This is a genomic window from Amycolatopsis sp. GM8 (genome assembly GCF_021653975.1).
Lineage (GTDB): Bacteria > Actinomycetota > Actinomycetes > Mycobacteriales > Pseudonocardiaceae > Amycolatopsis_E.
In genome coordinates this window covers 9627-25198 of the sequence record NZ_JAJKFK010000011.1, presented here as the reverse complement: position 1 = coordinate 25198, position 15572 = coordinate 9627, and the positions used below count along the sequence as shown (strand labels likewise).

14 protein-coding genes are annotated in these 15572 nt (G+C 70.1%); 3 read left to right on the top strand and 11 right to left on the bottom strand.

Going from position 1 to position 15572, the window contains the following annotated elements; all coding sequences use genetic code 11:
• Window positions 1-197: 197 nt before the first annotated feature.
• On the bottom strand, window positions 198-812 hold the full coding sequence (locus LOZ83_RS35755; RefSeq protein WP_236796300.1) for a hypothetical protein: 615 nt from the start codon (window positions 810-812) through the stop codon (window positions 198-200).
• Between the two features lie 97 nt (window positions 813-909).
• On the opposite strand from LOZ83_RS35755, the gene LOZ83_RS35750 reads away from it, so the two are divergent.
• The gene (locus LOZ83_RS35750; RefSeq protein ID WP_236796299.1) at window positions 910-1677 is read left to right on the top strand and encodes a TipAS antibiotic-recognition domain-containing protein; all 768 of its coding nucleotides are present in this window, start codon (window positions 910-912) and stop codon (window positions 1675-1677) included.
• On the opposite strand, the gene LOZ83_RS35745 is transcribed toward LOZ83_RS35750, so the two are convergent.
• Both LOZ83_RS35745 and LOZ83_RS35740 read right to left on the bottom strand, forming a co-directional pair.
• Entirely contained in the window at window positions 1667-2266 is a 600-nt protein-coding gene (locus tag LOZ83_RS35745; protein ID WP_236796298.1) for a hypothetical protein, read from the bottom strand. The two genes, LOZ83_RS35750 and LOZ83_RS35745, sit on opposite strands and share 11 nt — an antisense overlap.
• Window positions 2267-2401: 135 nt before the next feature.
• Window positions 2402-4693 (bottom strand): sodium-translocating pyrophosphatase, encoded by a 2292-nt coding sequence (locus LOZ83_RS35740; protein WP_236796297.1) that lies wholly within the window; start codon window positions 4691-4693, stop codon window positions 2402-2404.
• 239 nt (window positions 4694-4932) lie between these two features.
• Here LOZ83_RS35740 and LOZ83_RS35735 point away from each other — a divergent pair, with 239 nt between their 5' ends.
• Complete coding sequence (locus LOZ83_RS35735; RefSeq protein WP_236796296.1) at window positions 4933-7407, top strand: DEAD/DEAH box helicase; 2475 nt, start codon at window positions 4933-4935, stop codon at window positions 7405-7407.
• Here the strand turns inward: LOZ83_RS35735 and LOZ83_RS35730 are convergent.
• The 8 genes from LOZ83_RS35730 to ssd all read right to left on the bottom strand — a co-directional run bounded on the left by LOZ83_RS35730 (window position 7374) and on the right by ssd (window position 13939).
• Complete coding sequence (locus LOZ83_RS35730; RefSeq protein ID WP_236796295.1) at window positions 7374-7997, bottom strand: bifunctional DNA primase/polymerase; 624 nt, start codon at window positions 7995-7997, stop codon at window positions 7374-7376. The genes LOZ83_RS35735 and LOZ83_RS35730 overlap by 34 nt on opposite strands.
• A gap of 349 nt (window positions 7998-8346) precedes the next feature.
• Window positions 8347-8688: an Rv3654c family TadE-like protein gene (locus LOZ83_RS35725; RefSeq protein ID WP_236796294.1), complete on the bottom strand. Its 342-nt coding sequence runs from the start codon at window positions 8686-8688 to the stop codon at window positions 8347-8349.
• Complete coding sequence (locus LOZ83_RS35720) at window positions 8675-9040, bottom strand: TadE family type IV pilus minor pilin (protein WP_236796293.1); 366 nt, start codon at window positions 9038-9040, stop codon at window positions 8675-8677. Before LOZ83_RS35720 ends, LOZ83_RS35725 begins: the two co-directional genes overlap by 14 nt.
• Window positions 9040-9267, bottom strand: coding sequence for a DUF4244 domain-containing protein (locus LOZ83_RS40205; RefSeq protein ID WP_255826791.1), 228 nt, complete (start codon window positions 9265-9267; stop codon window positions 9040-9042). Before LOZ83_RS40205 ends, LOZ83_RS35720 begins: the two co-directional genes overlap by 1 nt.
• 33 nt (window positions 9268-9300) lie before the next feature.
• A complete protein-coding gene (locus LOZ83_RS35710; protein WP_236796292.1) occupies window positions 9301-9882 on the bottom strand; it encodes a type II secretion system F family protein in 582 nt (193 codons plus the stop codon).
• On the bottom strand, window positions 9879-10640 hold the full coding sequence (locus tag LOZ83_RS35705) for a type II secretion system F family protein (RefSeq protein ID WP_236796291.1): 762 nt from the start codon (window positions 10638-10640) through the stop codon (window positions 9879-9881). The genes LOZ83_RS35710 and LOZ83_RS35705 overlap by 4 nt, the downstream gene beginning before the upstream one ends.
• A 665-nt stretch (window positions 10641-11305) precedes the next feature.
• Complete coding sequence (locus LOZ83_RS35700; protein ID WP_236796290.1) at window positions 11306-12475, bottom strand: TadA family conjugal transfer-associated ATPase; 1170 nt, start codon at window positions 12473-12475, stop codon at window positions 11306-11308.
• A gap of 390 nt (window positions 12476-12865) precedes the next feature.
• Window positions 12866-13939, bottom strand: a complete 1074-nt coding sequence (ssd, locus tag LOZ83_RS35695; protein ID WP_236796289.1) for a septum site-determining protein Ssd — start codon at window positions 13937-13939, stop codon at window positions 12866-12868.
• A gap of 441 nt (window positions 13940-14380) precedes the next feature.
• Between ssd and LOZ83_RS35690 the strand changes: the two genes are divergently transcribed.
• Window positions 14381-15214 carry an HAD family phosphatase gene (locus tag LOZ83_RS35690; RefSeq protein ID WP_236796288.1) on the top strand — a complete coding sequence of 278 codons (834 nt, stop codon included), beginning with the start codon at window positions 14381-14383 and terminating at the stop codon, window positions 15212-15214.
• Window positions 15215-15572: the final 358 nt, after the last annotated feature.

Below are 15572 nucleotides of genomic sequence, written 5' to 3'. Positions count from 1 at the left end.
CATGTCCATCGCCATCCCGCGACGCTGTTCAACCAGCCAGTGTGCACGCCGCGGGCCGGTTCTGTCCGTCCAGGTGGCGCAACACGCCGTCCTTCGTGTGTGAAGCGCATCGGTGCCGGGCCCGGCGGCGTTTCCTTTCCACACCTAGCACGTGATGCTCACCACGTGCTTCCCGGGGTCGTTCGGTGACTGTTCCGCTACGCAGCGGCGTCGTCCCCCACACGGGCCGCCGCAACCGGCCTGACCTGCGGCCAGACGGCCACCGCGGCCGGTGGCGGTGGCCCGATCAGCTCTTCGAGAGTGGCCAGTCGGCGCCTGCCCGTCACCCGGATGGCCGGACCGCCTGCCCGGGGCCCGGCGAACTGCGCCGGCAAGCCGAGCTGGCGGCAGGCATCCGCCAGCAGGGTATGCGTATCCGGTGCCCGTTCGTCAACAGCGAGCAGGTAATGGTTGCCGTTCGGCTGCCCGGATGCCAAGGCCCACAAGCGCAACGCGCCACCGGTCAACCGGAACCCGGTTGGTAATTCCTTCACCTCGCCGGCCTGCCACGAATGGGCGAGCGGGATCAGATCGACCCGGAACGCCGTGCGCACCAGCAGCCCTGTCTCGCCCCGGAAGACGTCCGCGTGCACCCCGCGGCGGGCGAACTCGGCGGCGAGTGCCCGCGCGCGCCACAGTTCGCCGACCGGTACCGACAGCCGCGCCGCCGTCCGGCCGAAGGCCGTCACCTGCCCGGGCCCGCACAGCACACCGGCCAGATCGGCGAGCACCGGGCCGCTCGCCTCCGCGGAGAAGAACGAGAGCTGATCCACAGCGAGCAGGATAGAACACCAGTTCGATGCTGCAAAACCCTTGCAGTTGACGTCGCGTCAACCTCTACCGTCGAAATCAAGGACGGCGGGAGGCGAGATGGCGGACGAGGCACTGTCGATCGCGCAGGTCGCGAAGCTCGCGAAGGTCACTTCGCGGACCCTGCGGCACTACGACGACGTCGGCCTGCTGCCACCGGCCTACACCGACGACAGTGGGAGGCGCTTCTACCGGCGCGAACACCTGGTGCGGCTTCAGCAGGTCCTGCTGCTGCGGGAGCTGGGCCTCGGCTTGGACCGGATCGCGGAGATCCTGTCCGGCTCGGTCACGCGAGCCGAGGGGCTGCGGCTGCACCGGAAATGGCTGCTGGCGGAGCGCGATCGGCTGGACCGGCTCGCCACCACCGTCGCCAGGACCATCACCGAACTGGAAGGAGGGATCAAGATGCGGACCGAGGAGATGTTCGACGGGTTCGCGCCCGGCTCCGAAAAGGCCGACGCGCTGGCGAAAGAAGCCGCCGAGCGCTGGGGTGAGGGCGTCACCGAGTCCTACGACGGCACCAAGAAGTGGTCGAGGCAAAAGTGGGACGCGGTCAACCGGCAGGGCGCCGAGGCGACCGAGCGGCTCGCCGAACTGGCGAAGGCGGGGGTGCCGGTGGGCGACGAGCGCGTGCTCGATGCGGTCGCCGCGCACTACGAGTGGATCAAGAACCACTGGACACCCGACGCCGAGTCCTACACCGGCCTGGGCCGTGTGTACGCCGAGGACGAGCGCTTCCGCCGCCAGTACGAGGCAGTGCAGCCTGGCTTCGCGGACTACCTGAGGGACGCGCTGGCCGCCTTCGCGGCGGCACGGCTCACGAAGTAGCGCGGACGGTCAGCTGCTGGCAGACCGGGGCGTGCGCGACCGCGAACTGGAGATCGGGGGCGTCGAACCCGGCCAGCAGGTCCAGTTTCGACACCTCGTCGAGCGGTCCGTGCGCCTCACCCAGCGTCTGCTGACTGATCGTCGGAGCGTCACCCGCGTCGTCGAGGCGCTTTTTCGCCGCGGCGGCGCGATCGCGCACACCGGTCAGCCTGGTGACGGTGCCGGCGCGCGCCGCGTCACCCTCCGGCACCGGCGCGGGTGGCAGCGCCCGCAGACCGGTCACGGCCTTGTCGAGCCCGCCGATCATGGAACCGAGCAGGTCGCTGGAAGTCTGGACAGCACGGCGCGGCGTGCTCGGATCGACGGTCGGCATCGTCGCGAGGCCGTCGACGAGCGAACCGACCGCGATGCAGTAATCGTTGGCCCACCGGGTGATCGCGTCCTGTCGCTGCACCTCGACCTGGGAAATCCCTGGTCCGCCCGGCTGGATCTCGTTCCGCTCCTGGCGGGCCGGAGTCTGGCCACAAGCCACCAGGCCGACGCAGAGACCCGTGAGTACCGCCAGGAAACCGATCTTCCCGGGTCGCACGCGAACACCTCCCGAATATGGCGGTATGTCTCGACGGTACCCACCCGGTTGCACTGTGCAAATCGTGGGGCCACAACCAGGACACGGAAACGGGCCCGCCCCACGTCACGCAGGACAGGCCCGTTCCGTTCGAACTCAGGCGGTTTTCGCAGGTTCCTGCGTGTCCGCCGGGGTGTCCGCGATGACGCTGCTGCGCCGCTTCGACACGACCACCGCGACCACGATGATCACCACCGCGACAAAGGAGATCCCGAGCCGCACGCCGAGCGAAGCGTCCGGGCCGACCGAGAACTGCACGATCGCCGGCGCGATCAGCACCGAGACCAGGTTCATCACCTTGATCAGCGGGTTGATCGCCGGGCCGGCGGTGTCCTTGAACGGGTCGCCGACCGTGTCGCCGATGACCGTCGCCGCGTGGGCTTCCGAGCCCTTGCCGCCGTGGTTGCCGTCCTCGACGAGCTTCTTCGCGTTGTCCCACGCGCCACCGGAGTTGGCGAGGAAGACCGCCATCAGCGTGCCGGTCGCGATCGCGCCGGCCAGGTACCCGGCCAGCGCGCCCGTGCCGAGGCCGAAGCCCACGGCGATCGGCGCGAACACCGCGAGCAGGCCCGGCGTCGCCAGCTCCCGCAGCGAGTCACGGGTGACGATGTCGACGACCCGGCCGTACTCGGGACGGGTCGTGCCCTCCATGATCCCGGCGATCTCGCGGAACTGGCGGCGCACCTCGTACACCACCGCGCCCGCCGCGCGGGACACCGCGTTGACGGCCAGGCCCGAGAACATGAACACCACCGCGGCGCCGACGATCACGCCGACGAGCGTGTTCGGGCTGACGATCGTGTCGATGAACGACTTCATGCCGTCGGCGGTCGCGCCGATCCCGCTCAGTGCCTTGGTGATGGCGTCCTGGTAGGACCCGAACAGCGCGGTCGCGGCCAGCACGGCGGTGGCGATCGCGATGCCCTTGGTGATGGCCTTCGTGGTGTTGCCGACCGCGTCCAGCTCGGTCAGCGTCTGCGCCGCCGCCTCGTCGACGTCGCCGGACATCTCCGCGATGCCCTGCGCGTTGTCCGAGACCGGGCCGAAGGTGTCCATCGCGACGATAACGCCGACGGTGGTCAGCAGGCCGGTGCCGGCGAGCGCGACGGCGAACAGCGCGATCGCGCCGCCGAGCAGGTAGGCGCCGAACACGGCCGCGCCGATCACGAGCGCGGTGTACACGGCCGACTCGAAGCCCACCGAGATACCGGACAGGATCACCGTCGCCGCACCGGTTTCCGACGTCTTGCCGACGTTCTTCACCGGACCGTGCTCGGTGCCCGTGTAGTAGCCCGTCAGCCGCAGGATGAGGCCGGCGAGCACGATGCCGATGATGACCGCGACGGTCGCGATGACCGCCGGGTTGCCGTCATTGGCGTACTGCTGGCCGAACTCGGCGAACGAGCTGGGCAGGAACACGAACGAGGCGACCGCGCACAGCACCGCCGAGATGACGGCGGAGATGTAGAAGGAGCGGTTGATCGTGACCAGACCGCCCTCGCTCGACCGCGCCCTCGTGATGTACACGCCGATCACGGCGGTGATCACACCGATGGCCGGCACGATGAGCGGGAAGATCAGCCCGGACGCACCGAACGCGGTGCTGCCGAGGATCAGCGCCGCGACCAGCATCACCGCGTAGGACTCGAACAGGTCCGCGGCCATACCGGCGCAGTCACCCACGTTGTCACCGACGTTGTCGGCGATGGTGGCGGCGTTGCGCGGGTCGTCCTCGGGGATGCCCTGCTCGACCTTGCCGACCAGGTCCGCGCCCACGTCCGCGGCCTTGGTGAAGATGCCGCCGCCGACACGCATGAACATCGCGATCAGCGCGGCCCCGAAACCGAAGCCCTCCAATACCTTCGGCGCCTGCCCGGTGTAGGCGAGCACGACGACCGCGGCACCGAACAGACCGAGTCCGACGGTGAACATCCCGACGGCGCCACCGGTGCGGAACGCGATCCGCATCGCCTTCTCGCGGCCGCCGTCCTCCCGCGAAGCGGCGGCGACGCGCAGGTTCGCCCGGGTCGCCAGCCACATACCGAGATAGCCGATGGTGAATGAGAAGACCGCACCGACGAGGAAGAAGATCGAGCGGCCGATGCGCTCGCTCCAGTCATCCGCCGGAAGCGCGAACAGCAGCAGGAACACCACGACGCCGAAAATCGACAGGGTGTTGCGCTGGCGCTTGAGATAAGCGGTCGCCCCCTCCTGCACCGCCTTGGCGATATCCTGCATCTTGGCGGTGCCCTGGCCGGCGGCCAGCACCTCCTTGAGCAGGAAGTAGCCGATGACGAGTGCGATCAGGGCGACCACGGCGACCACACCCGCGATGGCGTAGTCACCCCCGGAGAGCTGCAAGCCCTCCGCGAGGAATTGCCGGGACATCCGTCCTCCTGGAAACGTCGCCTTGCACCAACGACGGCTTCACCTTCGGACAGCGATGCCGGCGTTGGCATGGAATGAACACCACATGTGGTGTCGGTTTGCCGGAGTGTATTGGTAGTGCTCCGGGCACGGTCAGGGCGTCCCGTCTCGATCACGCTGCGTGCATGTGAGTCTGCTCACTGTTCATGATCGACAACGGGTTTCGGGGAGCTGTCGTACATGTGTGCGATCCTGGATCGGTGGCAGATATCGAGCGGGCCCGGCGACTGCTGAGCCGCGCCACGGCCGGCATTCCGGAGTCCGCGAATCCCGTGACACACGTGGCCGAGCAGCCGGCCCGCGCCGCCCGTTGTGCCGAATGGCCTTCGTGGGCGGACGAAGACGTGGTGACGGCGCTGCGCAAGTCCGGGGTCGAGCAGCCGTGGACGCATCAGATCGAGGCGGCGACGCTCGCGCACTCGGGCCGGAACGTGGTTGTCTCGACGGGCACGGCGTCCGGAAAGTCGTTGGCGTATCAGCTGCCGGTGCTGTCGGACCTGTCCGAGGACGAGCGCGCGTGTGCGCTGTACCTGTCGCCGACCAAGGCGCTCGGCGCGGACCAGCTCCGCGCAGTGTCCTCTTTGGACATCGACAGCGTGCGCGCGGCGACGTACGACGGTGACACCCCGATGGCCGAGCGGGACTGGGTTCGCGCGCACGCGCGGTGGATCTTCACCAACCCGGACATGCTGCACCGCGGCATCCTGGCTTCGCACGCGCGCTGGTCGCGGCTGTTCCGGAAGCTGTCGTACGTGATCGTCGACGAGTGCCACGGCTATCGCGGAGTGTTCGGCTCGCACGTGGCGCTGTTGTTGCGTCGGTTGCAGCGGGTCGCGCGGTACTACGGGTCTTCGCCGGTGTTCGTGCTCGCGTCGGCGACCACGGCGGCGCCGGCCGAGTTCGCGTCGCGGCTCGTCGGGCAGGACTGCGTTGCGGTGACGGACGACGCTTCGCCGCGCGGTGCGCGGACGGTGGCGTTGTGGGAACCGCCGCTGCTGGAAGACTTTTCGGGCGAGAACGGCGCGCCGGTACGGCGATCGGCGGGCGCGGAAGCGGGCCGGATCCTGGCGGAGCTGGTCATCGAGGGGGCGCGCACGCTGGCGTTCGTGCGGTCGCGGCGGGGCGCGGAGCTGACCGCGCTGGGTGCTCGCCGCATTCTGTCCGAAGTGGACACTGCGCTGGCCGGCAAGGTCGCGGCGTACCGGGCGGGGTACCTGCCCGAGGAACGGCGGAAGCTGGAGCGCTCGCTGTTGTCCGGGGAGCTGCTGGGTGTGGCGACGACGAACGCGCTCGAGCTCGGGGTGGACATCGCGGGGCTGGATTCGGTGGTGCTGGCCGGATATCCGGGCACGCTCGCGTCGTTCTGGCAGCAGGCGGGGCGTGCCGGGCGGTCCGCCGACGACGCGCTCGTGGTATTCGTGGCGCGGGATGATCCGCTCGACACCTACCTGGTGCACCATCCCGCGGCGATCCTGGACCGGCCGGTGGAGACGGCGGTGCTGGATCCGGCGAACCCGTATGTGCTTGCGCCGCAGCTGGCGTGCGCGGCGGCGGAGTTGCCGTTGACGACGAAAGAACTGGACACGTTCGGCGGGGCCGCGGCACGCGACGTGCTGGACATGCTGGTCGCGGACAAGTTGCTGCGGCGGCGGCCGAGCGGCTGGTACTGGACTTCGCGGGACCGGCCGCAGTACGAGGTGGACATTCGCGGTTCCGGCGGGGACCAGATCGCGGTGGTCGAGGCTGACACGTCGCGGTTGCTGGGCACGGTGGATCCCGGTTCGGCGTGCTCGACGGTGCATCCGGGGGCGGTGTATCTGCACCAGGGTGCGTCGTATGTGGTGGACGAGCTGGATCTGGAGTCCGGGGTCGCGCTGGTGCACGGGGAGGATCCGGACTGGACGACTTCGGCGCGCGAGGTCGCGGACATCAGTGTGCTGGCGGTGCACGAGCGCGTCGACTATGGCGGGGTGAAGGTGTTCCTGGGTGACGTGGCGGTGACTTCGCAGGTTGTGGGTTACCTGCGACGGCGCCCGTCGGGGCAGGTTCTTGATCAGGTGCCGCTGGACCTGCCGGAGCAGAAGCTCGAGACGCGAGCGGTCTGGTACACGATTTCGGACGAGTTGATCGAGGCGCCGTCGGCGACCGGGAACGACCGGTCGCCGATGCCCGAGAGCGGGGCGGGGACCGGAAGACTCTCGGACATCGGCGAACCTGGTGCCAGGGCGCCGGGGGGCGCTGGGCTGGAGCCCGCGCGCATCCCCGGCGCCCTGCATGCCGCCGAGCACGCGGCGATCGGCCTGCTACCGCTGTTCGCTACGTGCGACCGCTGGGACATCGGCGGGGTGTCGACCGCTTTGCACGCTGACACCGGGGAGGCGACGGTGTTCGTGCATGATGGCCATCCCGGGGGTGCGGGATTCGCCGATCGCGGTTTTGCCGCTCTGGTCCCTTGGCTGGCCGCTACGCGGGAGGCCATTGTCTCCTGCGAGTGCCCGGCGGGCTGCCCGTCCTGTGTGCAGTCACCGAAATGCGGGAACGGTAACGATCCACTGGACAAGGCAGGGGCGGTGGCCGTACTGGATACCGTGCTCGGGGCGGTGCGTCATCACGGCGGCCGGCACGACCACGTCGGTGTTGCTCAGGCCGCGGCGGAAGCCCCGACCAGCTGCTGACCCCGGACCCAGCTCTCGCTCTGGTCGAGAGCGCGGGCGAGGACGCCGTGCACCGCGTCGGCTTCCGGCAGGCGCCAGCCCCACACGTCGGGCTTGACCCGCCAGTGCACGACACCGTGCTGGAACGGGGTGGGCGGCAGCGGCACCCAGCTGCCCGCGCCGTGCCAGCGGATCTTGCCGCTGACGGCGAGCCGCTCGGGCAGGCTGTCGGCCACGGTGCTCAGGAACAGCCAGCGACCGTCCGGGGTCGCGACGATCGGCGCCGGGTGCCCGGTGGCGCGCAGCAGGCATGCGGCGCGCTTGCCCAGCTCGACGTCGACCTCGACGGCGTCCACGACCTTGCCGGTGGCGACCAGCAGGCTGTAGGGCTTGCGCCACCAGCCGGCGACGTCGTCGGGGTGCGCGCCGAGACGGTCGGCCCAGTCGCGGTGCACCGGGACCGGCCATGACCAGGCCTGGTCCCCGGACTCCGCTGCCGGCGAGGTACCGGGCAACACCGGCCACCCGTGGCAGGCGAGCCCGATCGCCTCGGCACGCAGCTCTATGTGGAACGAGCCACGCCAGCTATCCGACCATTCCGTGTCCAACATCCGTCAACAACTCCTCGTTCTTTCCACCGCCCGTGGTGGCTTCTGATCCAAATAAAGGGCAATTTGCAGAGTGCCGGTAGTGGGCGGTCGACAACCGGCCGTTACGGGACGACGAGCGAGCCTCGGGTCACCGCCCGCACCGAACGCGGTTTGTCGATCACCGCGCGCCCGGCGGACGGCGCGGCACGTGTCGCCCGATAGTGATCAGTCATGCGGTTTTTCCTTTGCTAGCAGCAGGTTCTGGTAATCAAAGCATCAACTAGTGTGTCTGCGGGCCGACCGCTCGACGCGTGAGGACGACCGTCCGTCCTCCTTCGTCGCGGGAACCGTTCGTCTTGCCGGATGCCATTCATCGTGCGACCGGCCCGGCTCGCGCGTGTGCCGACGCGACCCCGAGACCGCCCGGCGCATCGGCCTCGACTTCGACAAGCGCGTCCCACTGCTCGAACCGGCAGCCGACCAGCCGGACCGACATCCGTTCCGCCACCGACCGGGCCTGTGCGCACGCCGCGCTGGTTCCCTGCTCGGCCTGGCCGGCCGCGGCCAGCGCCGCGAGGTCGGCCGCGTCCGTCGCTCGGTGCCGGGTGACGACGGCCGACCCGAGCGCGAACAGCAGGCCCGCGACCGCGAGCAGTGCGGCGATGGCCCCGGCGGTCCACACGGTGGCCGAGCCCCTCTCATCCCGGAGCATCGGGAGCTCCAGGCTCGAGTAGGGCATAGGCATGCCCGCGCAGGTGTACGCCGGGCAGCAGCCCGCCGGCCGGTTCGGCGGTCACGTCCACGGTGACCGCGTTACCGGTCAGGTCGACCTGTAGCCGTGCGCCGGGGGCGATCTGGGTGACCGCCTGTTCGGCGAGCGGCCGGTCGCCGCGGGCGATGAGGCGGGCGGCTTCCCGTGCGGCGTCGGCGCACCGGAGCTGTCCCGCCACCGCCGCGACACCGGCGAGGACCAGGCCGAGCACGAGGGTCAGCGCGCCCAGCGCGATCGCCGCCTCGACGGTGACCGCCCCGCGATCGGCCTCGGGCCTCGCCGGTGGCGACATCAGAGGTTCACCGACAGGGCGTGCTCGATGAGCGAGGTCAGCCCGGCGGTGACCGTGTCACCGGTGACGATGCTGTACAGCACCGCGGCCAGCGCGGCGGCCGCCACCGTGCCGATCGCGTACTCGGCGGTGCTCATCCCGTCGTCGGCGATGAGCACCGGTCGTCGCCAGCGGTGCCACCATCGGATCTTGCGCCGGGCGTGACGACCGGGTGTCTGCCAGAACATGCTGTCTCCTTTCGTTGGATCCTTTGTGGACGTTCAGAAAACGGTGAGCCTGGTGGCGAGCCCGACCACGACCGGCACCACTCCCAGGCACAGGAAGGCGGGCAGGAAGCAGAGGGCCAGTGGTCCGGCGATCAGGACGCCGGCTCGTTGCGCCGCGGCCTCGGCCTTGTCCGTCATCGACAGGCGCAGGTCGACGGCCAGTTCCTCGGCGACCGCGGCGAGCGCGGTCCCTGACCGGGCCGTTCGCTGGGCAGCTCTGGCGAGCTCGGCCGTGCCGGGGCCCGCACGGGCGGGTGCCCAGGCCTCCGCCGGACCGGCGCCCAGGCTGAGCAGACCGGCCGTCGCCCTGAGCGCGTCCGCCTCGCGCCCGGCTTGTCCGTCGATCACCGCGGAAATCGCGGCGGGCACGGGAAGTCCGGCTCGCAGGCAGGCGGCGAACAGATCCCAGGTGGCGGCGAGACCGAGGTCGTCGGGTTTCGCCCTGGGGCGCCGGCGAGGCAGCCTGAACCGCGGTCCGGCCGGTTGGAAGAGCCGGGTGAGCCGGAGGTGGGCCGCAGCCTGTCCGGGCAGGATCAGCAATGCCAGACCGGCGAGTGCGGCGCTCATGCTGATCATCGGGCCAGTTTCGTGAGCTGAGAGGTCCATACCACTCCGGCAAGGATCAGTGCGGACCCGAGCACGAGCAGGAGGTGACCGGCGGCGGTGCCGGTCAGGACGTGCAGGGGTTCGGCGCCGACCGCTTCGCCGAGCAGGACGCCGACCACGGGCAGAAAAGCGAGTACCGCCGCGCTGGCCCGTGGCCCGGCCATGTTCGCGTCGGCCCGGGTCAGAAAGCGAGTGCTGGCAACGACATCGCGGCGAACCGCGTCGAGCAGATCGGCGAGCGGAAGGCCGTGCCGTCGGCTGAGGATCCAGGCTTTGGCCACCTGGCCTTGTGCGCCGGGGAGTTGCGGGGGTTCGACACCGAACCGGGCCGCGGTGGCCAGCGCGTTCATCGCCGCGGCCACTTCGGGTGGCGCGTCACCGGCCGCCGCCGCAGCGGCGATCGCCGGCGGCGCGCCGTTGCGTAGCTCGGCAACGGTGATGCGGAGGGCTTCCGCCAACGCTTTCGCCGCCGCGAGTTGCGATCGGATTCGTTTGCGTGACCTGCGCTGGTGCCAGAGCGCGAAGGTAAGGAGGGCGGTGGCGATCGCGCCGGCAGGACCGAGTAGGGCGACTGCCGGGAGTGCGGACAGGGCCAGGAACCAGCGGTGGTTTGGATGCCAGGGTTGGCGGGGTTCGTGGGGCACGAGTGCTGTCAGGCGGGTGGTTGCAGTTCTGGCTGCGGGCCAGATCAGCAGGGCGGTTGCGGTGGTGAGCAGGGTGGGGATCATGGCGCGACCGCTCTCCTGGGACGGTGAGGGAAATCTCGGTTGCGCCGCACGGCGGAGACCAGTGGGCTGGTGGTCGCCGCGCCCGCCGGGCCGAGTCGGGCGGCTGCTGGCGGCGCGGAGTGGGGTAGGAACCAGCGGTGGTCAGGGCGGCAGGGCTGGGGAGGTTTGTGCGGCGCGAGTGCGACAAGGCGGGGCGCTGTGCTGAACAGGGTGAGAGTCACGACGCGAACACTCCCCGGCGACGTAATGAGAAATCTCGTTGGCGGCGCGGATAGGGGTAGGAGCAGCGGTAGTCAGGGCGGCAGGACTGGCGGTGTTCGTGGGGCATGAGTGCCGTGCGGCGGGGCGCTGTGTTGAACAGGGTGAGGGTCATGACGCGAACACTTCCCAGCGACGGACAGAGAAATCGCGGTTGCAGAGCACGGCGAAGAGCAGTGGTCCGGTGGCGATCGCGGGGCCGAGTTGGGGGGCTGCTGGCAGTGGGGATGGGGGCAGGAAGCGGCGGTCAGGGCGTCGGAGGTGGCGGCGTTCGTGGGGGCTAAGTGCCGCAAGAGACAGTGCCTCGGGGTTGGAGGCGGGGCGGGTGAGGAACGTGGCTGTGGCGCGGAGTGGGGCGACGGTGACCGCTCCTTGGTGGTGGTGCGAGAAGTCTCGATTTCGGGTGGTCAGCATCGGAAATCCACTCCTCGTGATTCCAGTAGGGCCGTGAGTAGGAGGCGGCGTTTGGTCCAGACGCCATTGGTCCAGACCGAGACGACGCGGACGTCGCCGTAGTCGGTTCGGGTTAGGGCTGCTAGCTCGGCCAGGTGGCGGGTGCCGTCGGCGGTGCGGCGCATGTGCAGGACGATCTGGACCGCCGCGGCGAGTTGGCTATGTAGGGCTGCGCGGGGTAGACCGCCGAGGGCTGCTAGCGCTTCGAGGCGGGCCGGGACTTCGGCCGGTGAATTTGCGTGCAGGGTGCAGGCACCGCCGTCGTGGCCCGTGTTCAGTGCGTTCAGGAGTTGACAGACCTCGCCTCCACGCACCTCGCCGACCACCAGGCGGTCCGGGCGCATGCGCAGCGCTTGGCGGACCAGATCCCGCAACGTGATCTCGCCCGCGCCTTCGACGTTCGGCGGGCGGGCGATCAGCCGGACGAACTGGGGATGCGCCGGCTGCAGCTCGCCGGCGTCTTCGACGCAGACGATGCGCTCGGCGGGGTCGACCGCACCCAGCATCGCCGCCAGGAGGGTGCTCTTGCCGGCTCCCGTGCCACCGGTGACGAGGAAGGCCAGCCGCGCCGCGACCACGGCTCGAACCAGCCGGGCACCGTCGTCGTCGAAGGTGCCTAGGTCACGAAGCGCGTCGAGACCATGCACCGCCGGGCGCAGCACGCGCAGCGAGACGCAGGTGCCGTCGGCGGCGATCGGTGGCAGCACGGCGTGCAGCCGCACCCGGCCGTGCGGGCCCGCGCCGGGCAGCCAACCGTCCACATAGGGCTGTGCGTCGTCGAGGCGGCGGCCCGCGGCGACCGCCAGCCGCTGGGCCAACCGGCGGACAGCCTCATCATCCGTGAAGCGGATCCCCGTACGCCGCAAGCCTTCCGGGCCGTCGGCCCACACTTGGTCCGCGCCGGTGACGAGGACGTCGGTGGTGCCCGGTTCCGCCAGCAGCGCCTCCAGCGGGCCCACGCCGGTGAACTCGTCGTGCAACAGGCGCAGTGCGTCCAGCACCTCGGCGTGCCCGACCGGGCCGCCCGCCTCGGCACGAATCGCTTCCGCGACCGCGGCCGAGTCGGTGGCGGAACCGTTGCCCGCCAATCGAAGGCGGACTCGTTCGAGCAGCTCGGGGGTCATCCGAGATCACCCGCGCCGGGCCGAACAGTGTTGGCAGGCGCCGAGTCGGCTCCGCGGTGAAAGGCACGCTCAGGCAGAGCTGAGCGAGCGCGCCGGGTAGTGGCTCGCGGGACCTTCGGGACCGTCGGGTTCGTGGCGGATCCGTTGCCCGCTAACCGAAGGCGGACTCGTTCGAGCAGCTCGGGGGTCATCCGAGATCACCCGCGACGGGCCGAACGGTGTCGGTGGGCGCTGAGTCGGCTCCGCGTCGAAGGGCACGCTCAGGCAGGGCTGAGCGAGCGCGCCGGGTAGTGGCTCGCGTGGTCTTCGGGACCTTCGGGTTCGTGACGGAACCCTTGCGGGTCAAGCAAAAGTCGAGGGGCTTCGGCATGACACCGGCGGAAGCGCGCATCACGCCGCCACCTCGACAGAGCCCACGGTGCCGCGCAACTCGGCAAGGACCATCCGGGCCGCGGTGACCAGGGCGCCCCGTGCACGCGGGGCGAACTCGCCGTTCTCCACGCAGCGGTCGAGGTTCCGCTCCGGGGCCATCGACGTCAGCAGTGGTACCCGGACGCTCTCGGCCGCGTCCTGCGGGGCGAGCCCGCCCGGCGCCGGCCCCCGGACGACCAGCTTCACCTTGTCCGCCCGGTCGCCCAGGCCGTCGACGACCCGTCTGGCCGACACGCACGCACGGACTTCGGCCGGTACCACCAGGACGAGGAGATCGGCCCGGTCGACGACCGGCCAGATGCCTGAGTTCAGGTGCCGGGGCAGATCGCAGATCACGACCTTGCCCGCACGGCGGCCGGCGTCCACAACGGACGCGAGCGCGTCGGCCGACGGGCCGGCACCGTCGCGATCGCAGGAGAGGAAGGGGAGCCGGCCGTGCCGATGCGCGTACTGGGGTAGCGCTCCACGGAGCGCCTCCATCGAGATGCGGCCGCCGTCGAGCCCGAGGCTCGGCCACCGCGCTCCTTCGACGGATTCCGCGCCCAGCAACAGATCCAGGCCGCCGCCCAGCGGGTCGCAGTCGACCAGCAGGGCGCCGTCTCCGGCGGCCAGGCCGAGCGCCGCGGCGAACATCGAGGCACCGGCACCGCCGCGGCCGCCGAGTACTCCGATGACGCAGCCACCGGGCACGATCGGGCCTTCCGCGACGTCCGCCAGTGCGCCGACGATCGCCGATTCCGCGTCGGGCAAGGAAAGCACTTGCTGTACCCCGGCGGCGAACGCGCGCTCCCACGTGGATGGCGGGGGCGAGCCCTTGGTGAGCAGGAGGACATCTCGCCGGCGTGGCAGCTCGACCTCGCCCTCGATCACCTTTTCGTCGATCAGTACCAGCGGGGCGCGCGCCCAGGCACGGCCTGCCGATCGCAGGTCCAGCGCGCGTTCGAACTCGCAGCCGACGGCGGCGGCAAGGCGGAGGATTTCGTCGAGCAGCGTCTCGTCGGACACGATCACGAGCGGGCGAACGTCGGTCATCTCAGGCCCCCAGAAACGGTTGACGGTAGGAATTCGAGCTGGGATCACCGTCGCCTGAGGGTGCCTGGGGGGACAAGATGGAGTTGGGTTGGCTGTGGACAACCGGGGTGTTGTGGACAACTTCAGGCGCTCGTGTGGATAGCCGTGCGGCCATGGGAAATCGCGTCATGCGACCCGGGTGAGAGGCGGCCCCCGCCAGGGGGGAGAGACGGGGACCGCCAGGGGTTCAGCCTCGGGGGTTGGGCTGAACCAGGCCGGTGAACACACCGGATGGCAAATACTGTAACGCCGCGATCGGCGGTTTAGTGTGGCCTGCACCGCCCACAATTCGGTAACGTCGTGAGCAATCGTTTTCCAAGTGTGGTAGCGAATTTTCCCTCACCACGGCGCGTGCGTGGTCACCTGACGAACCAGTGCGCCGGAAGCTTCTATCCTGAGCAGGTGGCAGAAACGATCAGCTCACCGGCGAGCGCAGCGCGCGTCGCGGCTTTCTTCGATCTCGACAAGACGATCATCGCGTCCTCCAGCGCGCTCGCGTTCAGCAAACCGCTGTTGCGCCAGGGCCTGATCAGCAGGCGTGCGGCGCTCAAGAGCGCGTACGCCCAGCTCGTGTTTTCGTTGTCCGGCGCCGACGAGGACCGCACCGAGCGGATGCGCGCCGAGATCTCCGCGCTGTGCACGGGCTGGGACGTGGCCCAGGTTCGCGCGATCGTGAACGAGACGCTGCACGACATCGTCGACCCGCTCGTGTACGCGGAGGCGGCGGAGCTGATCGCGTCGCACAAGGAGCGGGGGCACGATGTGATCGTGCTGTCCGCGGCCGGCGAGGAGGTGGTGAGTCCGATCGCGGCGATGCTCGGGGCCACCCGCAGCGTCGCGACACGGATGGAGATCGTCGACGGCCGGTATTCCGGACAGGTCGAGTTCTATTGCTACGGCGAGCAGAAAGCGGTCGCGGCGAAGCAGCTGGCCGCCGATCACGGTTACGACCTCACGGCGAGCTTCGCCTACACCGACTCGAGCACGGACGTGCCGATGCTCGAAGTCGTCGGTCACCCGTTCGCGGTCAATCCGGACCGGGCGCTGCGCCGGGTCGCCATCGAGCGCGAGTGGCCGGTGCTGACGTTCAGCAATCCCGTCTCCCTGCGCAGCCGCATCCCGTCGCCCTCACCCACCGCGTTCGCCGTGGGAGTCGTCGGTATCGGGGCGATGGCCGCAGCCGGCGTGACCTGGTACGGACTGGCCCGGCGGAAGCGCAGCGCGAACAGCGCGTAATCGCCGGGCGTGCCGTTAACACCGGATCGAGTTCTCTGTACCGGTGCACCCGCCAGACCCCTTGAAGTGACGGCGGTCACTGGGTACAAAGTGAGTGCGGACATCTGGTCGGCCAGGGAACGAGGCGAAGATAAGCCTCGATCCACCCCGAGAGATCTCCGTGCGCGGGCCTCGGGCACCCACGCGCAGCGCGCCGCGGGAGGCTTGTCGTCAAGGGACTGCGTACCGGGACGCCGGACGCCGAGTCCAGGTAGGTACGACTTGAGTTGCACGCTTGGTCACCCGAGTGATCCGCGCGGGCGGGGGGGGGGCCGCCGAGGGGGGGGGGGCCCCCCCCCCGGGCGGGGGGGGGGGGACC